At 63.4% G+C, this 15,407-nt stretch carries 16 protein-coding genes; 8 read left to right on the top strand and 8 right to left on the bottom strand.

Going from position 1 to position 15,407, the window contains the following annotated elements; translation table 11 throughout:
• Positions 1 to 130 precede the first annotated feature (130 nt).
• Together PTE31013_RS04545 and PTE31013_RS04540 are read right to left on the bottom strand one after the other, a co-directional pair.
• The gene (locus tag PTE31013_RS04545; protein WP_150611660.1) at positions 131 to 1,396 is read right to left on the bottom strand and encodes an iron-containing alcohol dehydrogenase; all 1,266 of its coding nucleotides are present in this window, start codon (positions 1,394 to 1,396) and stop codon (positions 131 to 133) included.
• Positions 1,393 to 2,154, bottom strand: coding sequence for an alpha/beta fold hydrolase (locus PTE31013_RS04540; protein ID WP_150611659.1), 762 nt, complete (start codon positions 2,152 to 2,154; stop codon positions 1,393 to 1,395). The genes PTE31013_RS04545 and PTE31013_RS04540 overlap by 4 nt, the downstream gene beginning before the upstream one ends.
• A 182-nt stretch (positions 2,155 to 2,336) precedes the next feature.
• Here PTE31013_RS04540 and PTE31013_RS04535 point away from each other — a divergent pair, with 182 nt between their 5' ends.
• Complete coding sequence (locus PTE31013_RS04535) at positions 2,337 to 3,059, top strand: GntR family transcriptional regulator (RefSeq protein ID WP_425495535.1); 723 nt, start codon at positions 2,337 to 2,339, stop codon at positions 3,057 to 3,059.
• Positions 3,060 to 3,120: 61 nt separating this feature from the next.
• Here PTE31013_RS04535 and catC read toward each other — a convergent pair whose 3' ends face one another.
• From catC to PTE31013_RS04515, 4 genes are all read right to left on the bottom strand, one after another.
• Positions 3,121 to 3,396: a muconolactone Delta-isomerase gene (gene catC / locus PTE31013_RS04530; RefSeq protein ID WP_150611657.1), complete on the bottom strand. Its 276-nt coding sequence runs from the start codon at positions 3,394 to 3,396 to the stop codon at positions 3,121 to 3,123.
• Between the two features lie 187 nt (positions 3,397 to 3,583).
• Complete coding sequence (gene pcaD, locus PTE31013_RS04525) at positions 3,584 to 4,420, bottom strand: 3-oxoadipate enol-lactonase (protein ID WP_150611656.1); 837 nt, start codon at positions 4,418 to 4,420, stop codon at positions 3,584 to 3,586.
• A 154-nt stretch (positions 4,421 to 4,574) separates the two neighbouring features.
• Complete coding sequence (locus PTE31013_RS04520; protein WP_150611655.1) at positions 4,575 to 5,720, bottom strand: muconate/chloromuconate family cycloisomerase; 1,146 nt, start codon at positions 5,718 to 5,720, stop codon at positions 4,575 to 4,577.
• 105 nt (positions 5,721 to 5,825) lie between these two features.
• Positions 5,826 to 6,752, bottom strand: coding sequence for a LysR family transcriptional regulator (locus tag PTE31013_RS04515; RefSeq protein WP_150612171.1), 927 nt, complete (start codon positions 6,750 to 6,752; stop codon positions 5,826 to 5,828).
• Between the two features lie 182 nt (positions 6,753 to 6,934).
• On the opposite strand from PTE31013_RS04515, the gene catA reads away from it, so the two are divergent.
• The 5 genes from catA to benD all read left to right on the top strand — a co-directional run bounded on the left by catA (position 6,935) and on the right by benD (position 11,654).
• A complete protein-coding gene (gene catA, locus PTE31013_RS04510) occupies positions 6,935 to 7,870 on the top strand; it encodes a catechol 1,2-dioxygenase (protein ID WP_150611654.1) in 936 nt (311 codons plus the stop codon).
• A gap of 107 nt (positions 7,871 to 7,977) precedes the next feature.
• Positions 7,978 to 9,336: a Rieske 2Fe-2S domain-containing protein gene (locus PTE31013_RS04505; RefSeq protein WP_150611653.1), complete on the top strand. Its 1,359-nt coding sequence runs from the start codon at positions 7,978 to 7,980 to the stop codon at positions 9,334 to 9,336.
• Positions 9,333 to 9,821 (top strand): benzoate 1,2-dioxygenase small subunit, encoded by a 489-nt coding sequence (gene benB / locus PTE31013_RS04500; protein ID WP_150611652.1) that lies wholly within the window; start codon positions 9,333 to 9,335, stop codon positions 9,819 to 9,821. The genes PTE31013_RS04505 and benB overlap by 4 nt, the downstream gene beginning before the upstream one ends.
• A 40-nt stretch (positions 9,822 to 9,861) precedes the next feature.
• Positions 9,862 to 10,884: a benzoate 1,2-dioxygenase electron transfer component BenC gene (gene benC, locus PTE31013_RS04495; protein ID WP_150611651.1), complete on the top strand. Its 1,023-nt coding sequence runs from the start codon at positions 9,862 to 9,864 to the stop codon at positions 10,882 to 10,884.
• A complete protein-coding gene (benD, locus tag PTE31013_RS04490) occupies positions 10,881 to 11,654 on the top strand; it encodes a benzoate diol dehydrogenase BenD (protein WP_150611650.1) in 774 nt (257 codons plus the stop codon). The genes benC and benD overlap by 4 nt, the downstream gene beginning before the upstream one ends.
• A gap of 149 nt (positions 11,655 to 11,803) precedes the next feature.
• Here benD and PTE31013_RS04485 read toward each other — a convergent pair whose 3' ends face one another.
• Together PTE31013_RS04485 and PTE31013_RS04480 are read right to left on the bottom strand one after the other, a co-directional pair.
• Entirely contained in the window at positions 11,804 to 12,577 is a 774-nt protein-coding gene (locus PTE31013_RS04485) for an SDR family oxidoreductase (protein WP_150611649.1), read from the bottom strand.
• Positions 12,574 to 13,026 (bottom strand): acyl-CoA thioesterase, encoded by a 453-nt coding sequence (locus PTE31013_RS04480; protein ID WP_150611648.1) that lies wholly within the window; start codon positions 13,024 to 13,026, stop codon positions 12,574 to 12,576. Before PTE31013_RS04480 ends, PTE31013_RS04485 begins: the two co-directional genes overlap by 4 nt.
• Before the next feature lie 113 nt (positions 13,027 to 13,139).
• On the opposite strand from PTE31013_RS04480, the gene PTE31013_RS04475 reads away from it, so the two are divergent.
• Complete coding sequence (locus tag PTE31013_RS04475; protein ID WP_150611647.1) at positions 13,140 to 13,844, top strand: Crp/Fnr family transcriptional regulator; 705 nt, start codon at positions 13,140 to 13,142, stop codon at positions 13,842 to 13,844.
• A gap of 144 nt (positions 13,845 to 13,988) precedes the next feature.
• A complete protein-coding gene (locus PTE31013_RS04470) occupies positions 13,989 to 15,353 on the top strand; it encodes an MFS transporter (RefSeq protein WP_150611646.1) in 1,365 nt (454 codons plus the stop codon).
• Positions 15,354 to 15,407: the final 54 nt, after the last annotated feature.

The following is a 15,407-nucleotide window of genomic DNA, read 5'->3' as shown; positions in this document are numbered from 1 at the left end:
TTGTGTCTCCTCCAATGTATGTAGCTGATAATCAACTAACATGTTAGACATCGAGGCGCAAAGAGGCCGCTATGCGCGGCTAGAATTTCTAGTGGTATCTTCGCGTCGCTACGGCACCGGGCTGAAACGCTCAGTCTGTCGCGAGTCTCTCTGTCGTCTCGTCTTGAAGACGGCTATGCCACGCGTTATTGATGATGTGCGCATAGCTTTCTTCGATATTCCCAACCGGGAACGCTTTTGCCAGCCGAGTCACGCTAAGCGAGTCGGTGACCAAATCCTGTAAGGACGTCCGCGAGATCCCAAACGCGTTGAGATCGGTGGGAATGCCGAGCTTGCCGACCAGGTCGCGTAATGCGCGCGGCAACTCGCGCACCGCGCGGACTTCGTCGGTCGTCTGAATGCCGAACATTCGGGCAACCTCCAGAAGTTCGGCGTGTCGCGACTCGCTTAGGGCGTCGATAACGTAGGGCAAGACGACGGCATTCGTCGCGCCGTGGGATTGGTGGGTCAGGGCGGCCACCCCGTAGGCAATGCCATGTACCGCGTTCAGACCCGCGCTGCCATAGGACATCGCCGCGTATACGCTGGCGTAGCACATGCCCACCCGCGCCTCGACGTCATTGCCGTCCTGATAGCAACGAAGGAGATACTGCGCGCAAAGACGGATGGACTCTCGCGCGAACAGCATGGTCAGTCCGCTGCGGCCGCTATAGCCCGGGTCGACGCTGCCCCCGCGCTCGAATCGGTTCGAGTCGAGTGTGACGAACGACTCGAGGGCGTGCGTCAGGGCGTCGATGCCGGATTCCGCCGTGACTTTGGGCGGGCACGTGAAGGTGAGCTCGGGGTCGACGGCGGCGATGACCGGGCGAAGCCGGTTGTCCATCACGGCAGTCTTGATCCCTGTGTTCGGGTCGAACAGAATCGTGCCGGGCGTCAGCTCGGAGCCTGTGCCGGCCGTCGTAGGCATCGATATGTGGTCGACGACCGGTGTATCACTCGTGATGCCGGCACCGAAATCGCGAACGGGCCGCCCCGCAACCAGCGTGACGCAAAGCGCCTTGGCCAGGTCGATGTTACTGCCGCCGCCCAGGGAAACGATGTGGTCGGGAAGGTGGCCATCCAGCGTGACGCGCAGTTCCGCCGTCGCACGGTCACACAGGTCGGTGGTGGGGTCAGGCTGACCGCCGGCAAAGACATCGACGTGAATGCCAAGGCGTTCGCAAGCCGTCACATGGTCTGTCACCCACGGGGTTTGCTCGGCAAAGAAGCGATCGGTGACGAGCAATCCCCGCCGATACCCGAGGCTCTGCAAAAGATGGGGAAGCTTTTGACGGTAGCCACGTTCGATGATCAATCGGGAGGGGGCGCAAAAGTGGATGCAATCGTCAAGCCTCATGAAGTCTTCTCCGGGGTGCTCGGGCATCGGGATGCCGTGCTGTGTTGCGTTAGAAATCGACGCATGGCGACGCAGACCTCTCGTGTGTTCTGCGTCAGGATCGAGTGGCGCGCGCCCGGAATCACCTGCAGCGCCGCGTGGCGAAGTCCGTCGCGCATTCGGTGGGCGTGATCGATGGGACAGTCTTCGTCGTCGCTCCCATGGATGATCAGCGTGGGCACGGCCACGTGCGCCAGATTCGGCAGATGGGAAACCCGTTTCATCGCGTTCCATGTCCATGAAACCGTGAGCGGGTCAGCCGCGTGCTTCATGCCCAAACGGATCTGTCTGAGCCGGATTTCGTCAAGGAGGGCCGTGGCGTCGGAAGCCCTGAACCAGGCAACCTCGTTCAACTGCGCCGTGCCGGACAGCAGTACGATGGCCGCCGGCGGGTGGCAACGTGCCGTGCCGTTCGCCAACTGCGTCATCAATTCGAGGATGACCGAGACGCCCATGCTCCAACCGGCCAGCGCATAGGGGCAAGCGCCGACCTCCTGTTCAATCGACACGCTGGCAATCCGCGCGAAATTGTCGATGCCATATGCCCCCGGATCGCTTGGGGACTCGGCGTCGCCGCGACCCGGCATGTTGGGCAAGACAAAGCGGAATGCGTCTCCCAATGCCGTGGCGACCGGGATCCAGGCGTCACTCGTGCCTTGAATTCCGTGCAGGGCGACAACCGGGAAGCCATCGGGCTTTCCTATCCGGCGAATATCCATCGCGTACCCCTTTATGAGTAATATATTAGTTGGTTAATAATAGCATGTCAGATTGTTAAAACAAGTTGTCGGTACTGAGGGAAAACGCGGGGATGGGGAAAGGGCGCGCTGAGCGCTTTGCGCCGTCGGAGCGTTGAGAGCAGGTGATATACAATTAATATTTGCTCTGACGCACTGACCAAATGGCGACAAAAAAAGCGACACAACGCACGGGGAAGCCAGCAACCAACATACCGGACGACGCGCGGGAGTCCATTCCGCGAGGTCGCATGGTCGACATGGCTTACGAGTGGATTGAAGAGGCGATCGTGACGTTGCGGCTCGCGCCGGGTTCGACCTTGTCGGAGCTGCATCTGAGCGAGATGACAGGCTTTGGCCGAACGCCGATCCGGGAAGCCGTCCAGCGACTGGCCCGTGAGCACTTGATCGTGGTGTTGCCGCAACGCGGGTTACTCATCCCGCCGATGGACGTCGCCAAGCAACTGCGCCTGCTGGAGACGCGACGTGAGGTGGAGCGCTTGATTGCGAGAAGTGCTGCAAGGAAAGCCACTGCCGAACAACGCGCGCATTTCACGCGTCTGGCAAAGGAATTCAAGAGTTCGGCCCGCAGCGGGAAGGATGTGGAGTTCGTCCGCGCCGACCGCGAATTCAACGAATTGTGTCTGGTGGCTGCGCGCAACGAGTTCGCCGAGGGCGCGATGCGGTTGTTGCACGGACTGGCGCGCCGGTTCTGGTACTACCACTACAAGGAAGCGGCCGATCTGCCCACGATGGCACGTCTGCATGCCGAAGTCGCTGAAGCGATCGCCGCGGGTGAAGTGAAGCACGCCGGCGACGCACTCGACGCGCTGTTGGACAATATCGAGGCGTTCACGCGAGCCACGGTCCTGGGGGAACGCGCCTAGTGCCGGGATTTCCCCTGGCGTGTTCGAAGGCGGGGACAGGCGCGCTGCCCCCACCCAGAACTCAAATCGCCGACGGATGGCGCGCCAGCGGTGTCACCGAGATGTCCATGTACGGGAATAAGGGCAACTGGCTCAGCAAGGTATGCAGTTCGTCGTTGCTCTCGACGTCGAAGACGCTGTAGTTGGCATACTCCCCGACCACGCGCCAGATGCTGGGCCACTTTCCAGAGCGTTGCAGCGATTGCGAATACGCTTTTTCTTCCGCCTTGATGCGCGCAGCCTCTTCAGCCGGCACCGTGTCGGGAATCCGAACGACCATATGAACCAGGTACAGCATTTCACTCTCCTTGAAACGCGGGCGTAGCGCCCTTGACAGTTACACGTGGGGCCACGCCACGATGACCGTGATTCTTGTCATGACGTGTGCCTCTGGGTGTTATGACGGGGCCTGTCGGCGCTGGCGGCCGCCTTGTCGTTTTCGACGGTCCGCGCCAACGTCGGTGTGACCGCTGGTGTGCCTTGCGTCAGGCGAGCGACTTGGCAAGGAACTCACTCAGCGCAGCTTCAAACTGCACCGGCGCCTCGATGTTCGACAGATGCGAGGCCGGCACCGACACCACCGTCGATCCGGCGATGGCGCGTTGCATGGCTTGTGCATCGGCCACCGTCGTCACCGGGTCGAACTCGCCGGCGATCAGCAGCGTCGGCACCTCGATGGCGGCGATCTTGTCCCTGAGGTCCGAGCTCGCCAGGGCGTCGCAGCACGACGCGTAGCCTTCCGGCGCAAGCGCCGCAACCCCGGCCTGCGCGAGCGCCACGCGCGCCGGCTCGCGAGCGATGAAGTCCTCGGTAAACCAGCGCGACGGCGAGGACGCCGCCAACGCCGCCATCGCGGCCTTCCCGTGCGCACGGACTTGCGTGGCGCGGGTTGTCCACCCCTCGGTCGTGCCGATCCTGGCTGCGCTGTTGCACACGGCAATCGCGTTGAAGCGCGCCGCTGCGTGCAGACCCAGCCACAAGCCCGTATGTCCGCCCATCGACACGCCGCAGAAGCTCGCGCGCGGCACGTCCAGCGCGTCGAGCAGCGCCACGACGTCATCGCCCAACTGGTCAAACGTATAAGGTCCCTGCGTGACAACGCTGCCGCCATGCCCTCTCGTGTCATATCGCACGACACGGAAGTCGCGCGCCAGACCCGGCACCTGCGCGTCCCACATTTCCAGTGTCGTGCCGAGTGAGTTGCTCAACACCAGCACCGGCGCCGAGGCCGGGCCGGAAATCGCGACGCGAAAGCGGCCGTTTCTCGTTTCGATATGCGTGTCGCCAGGCGTTTCGGTTGCCGTGTCGAGGATGGCGGACATACGGTGTCTCTCTCAGGGCGGCGAGAATGACGGCAGGCGCGTGCCGCCATTCGATGCGCCGTAGGGTTTGGATGGGAATCGGTTGGCGCGCACCCGTGTCGTTCGGCGCAAAACCTGACGGCCCGCGGTGCGCAGGTCGCTCGCGGAACCCGACTTATCGCGCGCCGATGACGACGCGCTGCGCGTCGCGACGGTAGTGGGCGAGCTTGTCTTCGTCGATCGTGACGCCCAGGCCCACGCCCGTGGGCAGATGCAGGGCGAACTCGCGGTAGGTCGGCCGCTCGACGACGATATCGTCCTTGAGCAACAGCGGACCGAACAGTTCGGTTCCCCAGGCGAGTTGACGAAGCGTGCAGAAGCAATGCGCCGCCGCGATCGAGCCGATCGTGCCCTCGAGCATCGTGCCGCCATAGAGCGCGACACCTGCGGCGTCACCCACGGCGGCGGCACGCAGCGTGCCGTAAAGGCCGCCGGCCTTGGCGATCTTCAACGCGAACACGTCGGCACAACCGCCTCGCACGAGTTCAACGGCATCCTCCGCACCAAGAATGGCCTCGTCGGCCATGATCGGCACGACAAAGCGTGCAGCCAGGCGTGCCAGGCCGGCGCGCTGGTCGCGCGGAATCGGCTGCTCGATCAGGTCGACGCCGGCGGCTTCGAGCGCGGCAATGCCCGTGGCGGCCTCCGCTTCGTTCCATGCCTGGTTGACGTCCACCGTGACGCGCGCGCGGTCGCCGAGGGCGCGCTTGATCGCGGCCACGTGGGCCACGTCGTCGCTCACCGCGCGCCGCCCGATCTTGAGCTTGAAGGTGTTGTGACGACGCTCGGCCAGCAGGCGCTCGGCTTCGTCGATGTCGCGTGCGGTATCGCCACTGGCGAGCGTCCACAGTGTCGGGAGCGTCTCGCGCACCGCGCCACCGAGGAGTGTGACGAGCGGCACGCCAAGACGCTTCGCCTGCGCATCGAGCAGGGCCGTCTCCAGCGCGCACTTGGCGAAGCGATTGCCGCGGGCCACTTTGTCCAGGCGCACCATGGCCGCGTGCACATTGGTCGCGTCGACCTCGCTCAAGGCGGGGGCGAGATACGTGTCGATCGCGAGCTTGATGCCCTCCGGGCTTTCCTCGCCGTAGGACAGCCCACCGATGGTGGTGGCCTCGCCAATGCCTTCGATGCCGTCGCTGCAACGCAGCTTGACGATCACCAGCGTTTGCTTCTGCATCGTCGTCATCGCGAGCTGATGCGCGCGAATCGTCGGCAGGTCGACCAGAATGGCCTCGATGGAGCTGACGGTTGGTTTCATACCCGGGAGATACAGTTGGACAGTGATTCACAGTATGCGAGCCGCATTACGTGCGTGTCCAAGACCGATGGCGTCTCGTTCAATACCTGCCGGGTATGGCGTCGTCTAGGGTGTGCCGAGGTCCGAAGGGGGGAGATGTTCCATGTTTCCCTCGATGTAAAGGTCGTAGATCAACTCGAGCATGGCGCGAATATCCGGCGACTCGTCGAGCAAGCGCATGCTCAGGATGATCGGCGACACGAGGTTGGGATCGTCGAGCTCCTTATAGGCGACATCGTCGCGCTTGAGGCCATTGACGCTGCGCGGCACGAGCGCGATGCCTTCGCCGGCGGCGACCAGCCCGAGGGCAATCTGCAGTTCCCGCGTCTCGTAGACATGCTCGGGCTTGAGTGCGCGATCATGGAAGACCGCGAGTACCTGATCGGCAAAGCTTGGACGAGGCGCCTGGGGAAAGATGATCAGCGTCTCGGGCACGAGGTCGTGCAGCGATAGCACGGGTTTGCTGTCGATCAATGGGTGACCGAGCGGCAGCGCGACGATCATGCGTTCCTCGCGCAACACCACCCGACGAATGCTCGGATCTTCGTGACGAATGCGGCCGAAGCCGACATCGATGCGGCCTTCCTTGAGGGCCTGGATCTGATCCATCGTCGACATCTCGTGCAGACTCAACGCGACCGTGCTGTTCTCTTCGCGAAAACGCCGGATGATCTTCGGCAGCATGCCGTAGAGCGTCGAGCCGACAAAACCGACGGAGAGGCTGCGATCGATCTTGCCCACGCGCCGCGTCATCGATTCGAGTTCGGAGGTCTGCGCGAGCAACTGCACCGCGTGCGAATAGAAGAAGCGCCCGGTGTCGGTCAGCTTGAGCGGACGCGAGTCGCGCTCGAACAGTTGAACGCCGAGCAGCGCCTCGAGTTGCTGGATCTGGCGACTGAGCGGCGGCTGCGCGATGTGCAGCCGTGCGGCGGCACGCGTGAAGTTGCGTTCTTCGGCAACCGCCACGAAGTAGCGCATATGACGCAACTCAATATTCATTTCATACCTTTCAGATATCGCGCCGATACTAAATCAGTGTTGGACGGTGTTATACGCCGTCATTATCCTGACTTCATGCTCTGCATCAGTGCTCGATTATACCTATCGCGTATGGACGATGAATGCTTGGTGCGAGGGTTAACCCCAGCGAAATTCGCATAGAGGTAGGAGAAGACATGAGCGTGAAAGTATTCGACACGAGCGAAGTGCAAGCGCTGTTAAGCGCCGCTGCCAATCTCGGAAGCCCGGCTGGCGATGCGCGCGCCAAGCAAATCGTCCATCGCTTGCTGAGCGATCTCTTCAAGGCGATCGACGACCTCGCCATCACGCCGGATGAGATCTGGGCCGGCGTCAACTATTTCAACAAACTGGGCCAGGACGGCGAGGCGGCGCTGCTGGCCGCCGGCCTCGGCCTGGAGAAGTATCTCGACGTGCGCATGGACGCCGAAGACCGGGCCGCCGAGATTGAAGGCGGCACGCCGCGCACGATCGAAGGCCCGCTCTACGTCGCCGGTGCGCCGCTGCGCGACGGCGTGTCGAAGATCGACCTCGATGCGGATGCCGACGCGGGCCCGCTGGTGATTCACGGCACGGTGACCGGCCCTGACGGACAGCCGGTGGCGGGCGCCGTTATCGAGTGCTGGCATGCCAACTCGAAGGGCTTCTATTCGCACTTCGACCCGACCGGCGCGCAATCGCCGTTCAATTTGCGCGGTGCCGTGCGTACCGATGCGCAAGGCAAGTACGAATTCCGCACGCTGATGCCGGTGGGCTACGGTTGCCCGCCGCAAGGCGCCACGCAGCAGTTGCTCGACGCGTTGGCCCGGCACGGCAACCGTCCGGCGCACGTGCACTTCTTCGTGACCAGCGAGCAGCATCGCAAGCTCACGACGCAGATCAACATCGAGGGCGATCCGCTGATCTGGGACGACTTCGCCTATGCCACGCGCGAGGACCTGATCCCACACGTGGTCGAGAAGACCGGCGGCGCCAGCCTCGGCCTGAAAGCGGATGAGTACAAGGCAATCGAATTCGATATCCAGTTGATCCCGCTCACGCAAGGCAAGGACAACCAGGTCGTCAATCGCCCGCGCGTCTCGGCTGCGGCATAACCGCCCGCCACGGCGGCGGCGCCAGCGCGCCGCCGCCTCTCTCATCGTTCTTTCTTTGATACCGACGCGAAGGCTCCCTGGCGGGAGTGCGCGCGGGGAGAGCCCCCATGTCCTCCATCACCCAAACTCATTCGCAGCTGGACACGTTGCTTGATACGGCCGTCCAGGACGACAAGCAGGCCGGCGTATTCCGCTGCCGTCGCGACATCTTTACCAACGCCGCGTTGTTCGACCTCGAGATGAAGCACATCTTCGAGAGCAACTGGGTCTATCTGGCGCATGAAAGCCAGATCCCGAACAACAACGACTACTACACGACGTGGATCGGCCGTCAGCCCGTGGTTGTCACGCGCGACAAGAACGGTGAGCTGCACGCGGTCATCAATGCCTGCGCGCACAAGGGGGCCATGCTGTGTCGTCGCAAGCACGGCAACAAGGGCAGCTTCACATGCCCGTTCCACGGCTGGACGTTTTCCAACACCGGCAAGTTGCTCAAGGTGAAGGAGGAGAAGACCACGCAGTACCCGGTGCAATTCAATACGCACGGCTCGCATGACCTGCGCAAGGTCGCGCGCTTCGAGAGCTATCGCGGCTTTCTGTTCGGCAGCCTCAATCCCGATTCGATGGCACTCGCGGACTACCTCGGCGAGACCCGCGTGATCATCGACCAAATCGTCGACCAGGCGCCGGACGGGCTGGAAGTCGTGCGCGGCAATTCCTCGTACGTCTATGACGGCAACTGGAAGATGCAGATGGAAAACGGCTGCGACGGCTATCACGTCAGCACCGTTCACTGGAACTACGCCGCGACCATGGGCCGGCGCAAGGTCGAGGGCACGAAGGCCGTCGACGCCAACAGCTGGAGCAAATCGGTGGCAGGCGTCTACGGCTTCGATCATGGTCACATCCTGTTGTGGACCAACACGATGAACCCGGAGGTTCGCCCAGTCTATGAGCACCGCGACGAAATCAAGGCGCGCGTGGGCGATGTCAAGGCCGATTTCATCGTCAACCAGACCCGCAACCTCTGCCTTTACCCGAACGTGTTCCTGATGGATCAGTTCAGCACGCAGATTCGTGTCGTGCGTCCGATCAGCGTCGACAAGACGGAAGTCTCGATTTTCTGCTTCGCCCCGAAGGGGGAAAGCGCCGAAGTGCGCGCCCACCGCATCCGCCAGTACGAGGATTTCTTCAACGTCACGGGCATGGGCACGGCGGACGATCTCGAAGAATTCCGTGCCTGCCAGGCCGGTTATGCCGGCACCACGGCGCTGTGGAACGACCTGTCGCGCGGCGCGCCGCTTTGGATTGACGGGCCGGACGACAACGCGCGAAAGATGGGCCTGACACCGCGCCTGTCCGGCGAACGCAGCGAAGACGAAGGGTTGTTCGTCTGCCAGCACGAATACTGGGTCGAGGTCATGCGCGACGCCCTGAAGAAAGACCAGGCGGAGGCCATGGCATGAACTTCGATTACGCAACGATTTGCGCCACGCTGTATCGCGAAGCTCGTCTGGTCGACGACCGTCAGTGGGACGAGTGGCTGGCGTGCTACGCCACCGACGTCACGTACTGGATGCCGGCATGGGACGACGACGATCGCCTGACCGACGACCCCCAGACCCAGATCTCGCTGATGTACTACCCGGACCGCGGGGGGCTGGAGGATCGCGTGTTCCGCATCAAGACCGAGCGCAGCAGTGCCTCGATGCCTGAGCCCCGCACCGCGCACACCGTCGCGAATGTGGAAGTGCTGGCCCAGCGCGACGACGAAGTTGACGTGCGCTACAACTTCAACACGCTAAGCCATCGCTACAAGGTGACCGATCAATACTTCGGCACGATGTTCGTCACGCTGCGCAAGACCGGCGACGCGCTGTTGATCGCCAGCAAGAAGATCGTTTTGAAGAACGACTATATCCGCCAGGTACTCGACGTCTATCACGTTTGACGTCGTCTATCGCATCAGGACTGGAAGTCGAGGAGGCTATATGTCCAGCTACAACGTAGCGCTCAATTTCGAAGACGGGGTGACCCGCTTCGTTGAATGCAAGGCCGGCGAGAAAGTGCTCGACGCGGCCTTTCGCGCCAAGATCAATTTGCCGATGGACTGCTCCGACGGTGTCTGCGGTACGTGCAAGTGCCGCGCCGAGAGCGGCCGTTACGACTTGGGCGACGATTACATCGAAGACGCCTTGAGCGCAGACGAGAAGGACCGCGGCCTGGTCCTGACCTGCCAGATGGTGCCGCAGAGCGATTGCGTGATTGCGGTGCCGGCCTCGTCCACCGCATGCAAGACCGAGCAGAGTCGATTTGCCGCGGTCGTCACCAGGGTCGAGGCGCATAACGACGCCGCGGTCGTGCTGGAACTCGATGTGGGCGCCGCAGCGCCGGTGTTCCTGCCTGGCCAGTACGTCAACATCGATGTGCCCGGCAGCGGTATGCGTCGCTCGTATTCGTTCTCGTCCGCCCCGGGAGAATCGCGTATCGGCTTTCTCATCAAGAAGATCCCGGGCGGGGTCATGAGTTCGTGGATCGATGGCGCACAACCCGGCGATCCGGTCGAGATGACCGGCCCGCTCGGCAGCTTCTACCTGCGCGCGGTCGAGCGCCCATTGCTGTTCCTCGCGGGCGGCACGGGGCTGGCCCCCTTCCTGTCGATGCTCGAAGTCCTCGCGCGCGCGCAGTCGCAGCAGCGTGTGCATCTGATCTACGGCGTGACGCGCGATCTCGATCTGGTCCAGGTCGAGGCGATCGGGGCTTACACGGCCAAGCTGCCGAATTTTACCTATGCCACGGTGGTGGCGGACGCCGAATCGAAGCATCCGCGCACGGGCTGGGTGACGCAACATATCCCGGCGGATGCGCTCAACGACGGCGACGTCGACGTGTATTTGTGCGGGCCGCCGCCGATGGTCGACGCCGTGCGCAAATACTTTGACGACAACGGCGTGAAACCCAACAGTTTCCATTACGAGAAATTCACGCCCAACGCGGTAACGGTGGACGCATGACGACGCAACGATTTGCCGGCAAGGTCATGGTCGTGACCGGTGCGGCGCAAGGCATCGGTCGCGGCGTTGCGCTGCGTGCGGCGGCCGAAGGGGCGCGTGTGGTCTTCGTGGATCGTGCCGACTTCGTCGCCGAGGTTGCGGCCGAGTCGGCCGGCGAGTCGGCCGGATTCATCGCCGATCTCGAAACGTACGAGGGCGCTGCCGCCGCCATGGCGTTCGCCAGCGAACGCTTCGGCGGCATCGACATCCTGGTCAACGGCGTGGGCGGGGCGATTCGCATGCGGCCGTTCGCCGAGTTCGAGCCGGCGCAGATCGACGCGGAGATTCGTCGTTCGCTGATGCCAACGCTCTATACCTGCCACGCGGTGCTGCCGTACCTGCTCAAGCGCGGCGGCGGCACGATCGTCAACGTCTCCTCGAATGCGACGCGAGGCATTCGCCGCGTGCCATATTCCGCCGCGAAAGGCGGGGTGAACGCCATCACGCAATCGCTGGCGATGGAGTACGCCGAACACAATATCCGCGTCGCGGCGACGGCGCCGGGGGGCACCACGGCGCCGCCGCGCAGGATCGCGCGCAACGCTGCGGGCGACAGCGAACAAGAGGTCGCCTGGATGAACGAGGCGGTTGCACAGGTGACCGAATCGACGTTCTTCAAGCGTTACGGCACCCTCGACGAACAAGTCGCCCCCATTCTTTTCCTGGCCTCCGACGACGCCGGATACATCACCGGTACCGTGTTGCCGGTCGCCGGCGGCGATACGGGCTGATGCCGGACGCTGCGAGATCCGCCTTGCCTGGGTGCACATGAGCGCGGTACTTGAAACGGCTTCCGGCAATGCGCTCGGGGAGATTGATGTCGCAATGGTCGATGAGGCGGAGGTTGCAGCCCTGCGTGGGCAGCACGCGCAGCGCTCCCTCAGGAAGCGCTTTGCGAATCTCCATCGATCGGGATCATTTGCCCCGAAATGGAACGTCCGGCGTCGGAGGCCAGGAAGACGGCCAGCGCCGCGATGTCTGCCGGATCGACGAAATGCTTGATCGACTGATTGGCGAGCGCGGCGGCCGTTTCCTGTTCGAAGGAGCGGCCGCTGGCTGAGGCCCGTCCCGTCAGCACCTGCTGAATACGGGGACCGTCCACCGCGCCTGGCAGGATCGCGTTGACGCGAACGCCGAATTCGCCCAGCTCGCGCGACAACGTTTTGGTGAAGCCGATGAGCCCCCATTTGGTCGTCGCGTAAGGACTTCGGTTCGGATAGCCAAAGCGGCCGGCCAGCGACGACATGATCAGAATGACGCCCGAGCCCGATTGCTTCAGGTGTGGGATCGCTTGTTGCGTCACCGTGAATGTGCCGGTGAGGTTCAGGCGCATTACCGCGTCCCAGGCATCCGGATCCACGTCGGCGACACTCGCCGTCGGCCCCGCAATGCCCGCGTTGTTGATCAGCACGTCCAGTCCACCCAGCGCGGAGGCGGCGTCCGCCACCATGCGCGACGCGGCCGCGCGATCGGCGATGTCGCACACCGATGTCGTCACGCGCGGCAATTGTGCCTGCATCTGTTGCAGACCCGCTTCGTCGATGTCGCAGACGAAGACATTCGCGCCCGCCGAAACGAAGGCTTCCGTGATGGCGCGCCCGATCCCCCCGGCGCCGGCTGTCACCAGTACACGCAGGGCTTTTTGTGTCGTCATGAAAGGCTCCTTTCGGATGGGGCAAGACTCGCCGCGCCGTCGCACGCAGCGCGGATAAATTCAGGGACGACGACGGCCTTCAGCCGTCCGTCGGACTGCTTGACACACAATGCACGCGTCTCGCGACCCTCGCAAATCAGCGTATCGCCGCGCATGATGCGATGGCGTTGAATAAAAACCTTACCTTTCCATTCGTCAATGCACGTGTATGCCGTCAGGCGTTCGCCGTAGGTGGCCGAGGTGTGGAAACGCGTATGGATCTCCAGCAGCGGCGCGCCGACGCAATGAGGTAGCATTGGCATCTCCCGCCACGGCGGCAGGCCGCGCTGGATGAAATAGTCGTGCGAGGCAGCGTCCATCCATCGGGAGAAGTTCGGAAAGAAGACGATGCCGGCCGGGTCGCAATCACCGAATTGCACGTCGATACGATAGACGGTTTCTTGATTCATGAGTCCATGCTAGAGCTTCCAGTTCAGCCATTGTGCGTGTATTGGCCGCGCGACACTGTCGGTGGGGCGACACTTCGCGTCAAGCGCAGTGGGCGCGTCACCGGGGGGCGGCAATGACGCGGCAGAAGCGGACAGCCACGGTGTCGCTCACGCTCCACGAACTGCTCGATCGGTCGCCGTGGTTCGTCCGGCTGGCGGAACCCGCGAAGGCCCGCGTGCGCGCAGCGGCGTCGGAGCGCGCCGTGGCGGCGGGGCAGGCGCTCGGGCACCATGGCGAGCGGCAATACGCCTGGTTCGGCATGCTCGAAGGGCTGATCAAGTGGTCGATCACCGCCCGCGGCGGACAAACGGTAACGCTTGGCGGTCAATCGGTCGGCAGTTGGTTCGGAGAAGGCACGCTGATTCGCAACGCCCCGCGTGAGTCGGATCTCATCGCGTTGCGCGACAGCCGCGTCGCGCAGATCCCCCGCGCGACGTTCGATTGGCTTCGCGAGCACGAGCCGTCGTTCAACGAATTTTTGCTGCTGCGGGTCAACGAGCGCCTGCACTGGTTCATGGGGGCCGTCGCCGCACACGGCCTGCTCGACACTGACAGTCTTGTGGCCAGGGCGCTGGTGGGCATGGTGCAACCGTTGTCCAACCCGGGTGGGGAAGGGCATCTGCTGCTCTCCCAGGAGGAACTGGCCAACCTGGCGGCCGTGTCGCGGCAAACGTGCAACAAGGCGATGACCCGCTTCAAGAACGCGGGCCTCGTGCGCACCGAGTACGGTGGCATCGTCGTGCTGGACTTGCCCGGGCTACTCGCCCTGGTCCGATAACATCGTCATCGCTTCGCGCGCCGCCGGGGGCATCGCGCTTCCGCATGACTTGGTGTTTACGCTGACCGCAACTGTCGCGCCATCGACAGTCCTGTGAGCGGCCGCCCGAAATAATGCGTGTCATACAAGACAAGGAGACACGCAATGAATCGCGCCAGTTCGCTGCCCCCCGCAGTCGCGCCCGTCGAGACATCGTCGGGCTACATCGCGGAAGACGCCGTCTTTCGAAAAATCAGTTGGCGGGTGATGCCGATCATCCTGATCGCCTACATCTGCGCATTCCTCGACCGTATCAACATCGGCTACGCGCAGTTGCAGATGAAGCACGACCTGGCGTTCTCCGACGCGGCTTATGGATTCGGCGCGGGCATCTTCTTCGTGACCTACCTGCTGTTCGAAGTCCCCAGCAATCTGCTGCTGGAGAAGATTGGCGCGCGGCTCACCTTTTTGCGGATCATGGTGCTGTGGGGCCTGACCTCCGCGGCGACCGCGTTCGTCTCGACGCCGTGGCAATTCTATGGCATCCGCCTACTGCTCGGCATCTTCGAAGCCGGCTTCTTCCCCGGCATCATCCTGTATCTGACGTACTGGTATCCGAGCCAGCGCCGCGGCCGTGTAACGGGCTTGTTCCTCTTCGGCATGCCGATCACGGGCGTGCTGGGCGGCCCGCTGTCCGGCGCCATCATGAGCGGTATGGAAGGGCTGGGCGGCATGCACGGGTGGCAATGGCTGTTCCTCGTCGAAGGCTTGCCGACGGTTGTGCTGGGGTACGTGCTGTATCGCATGCTGCCGGATCGGCCCGCGCGCGCCCCCTGGCTTACCGACGCCGAAAAGGCGCGGGTGCAGTCGATCCTGGACGCCGATCACCCGGGCGAGACGAAGGCCGGACATCGTGGCCGGCTCGCGGCGGCGCTCTCGGACCCGAAGACCTACGTGCTTGCCTTCATCTACTTCTGCTGCGCGTGCGCCGTCTACACGCTCACGTTCTGGCTGCCGACCATGATCAAGGGGCTGGGCATCGCACCGATCGCCACGATCGGTTGGTACACGGCCGTGCCGTATGGCTTCGGCGCGCTCGGCGTGCTCGTCATCAGCCGTAGTTCGGACCGTTTCAAGGAGCGTCGCTGGCATGTGGGGGGCACGCTGGTGCTCGGTGCCGTGGCGCTGGCGTCAACCTCTTTCCTTGGTACGGCGGTGGTGCCGGTCATGGCCCTGCTTTGCGCGGCGTCGTTCTTCATCTTTGGCGGCGGCTCGCTGTTCTGGTCGATTCCCCCGACCTATCTCGACCGGAACGCCGCGGCGGCCGGCATCGCCGTGATCAGCTCACTGGGCATCCTCGGCGGCTTCGTCAGCCCGACGCTGATCGGCGCAATCAAGGGCGCGACCGGCAGCCTTCAGATGGGACTCCTGGCCTTGACGGCCCTCGTCATCGGCGGCGGAATCACGATCCTGCTGGGGCTGCCCAGGCGCGCGCTCCGAGTGGGGCCCGGCGACGGCGCGGGCGCGTAATCGCCAACAGCCACCGCCCTTCGATTCGTTTAGCACACTCTCTTCTCTGGAGAA

It is taken from the genome of Pandoraea terrigena (assembly GCF_902459705.1).
Classification (GTDB): domain Bacteria; phylum Pseudomonadota; class Gammaproteobacteria; order Burkholderiales; family Burkholderiaceae; genus Pandoraea; species Pandoraea terrigena.
This window is presented reverse-complemented; position numbering and strand designations above follow the sequence as displayed.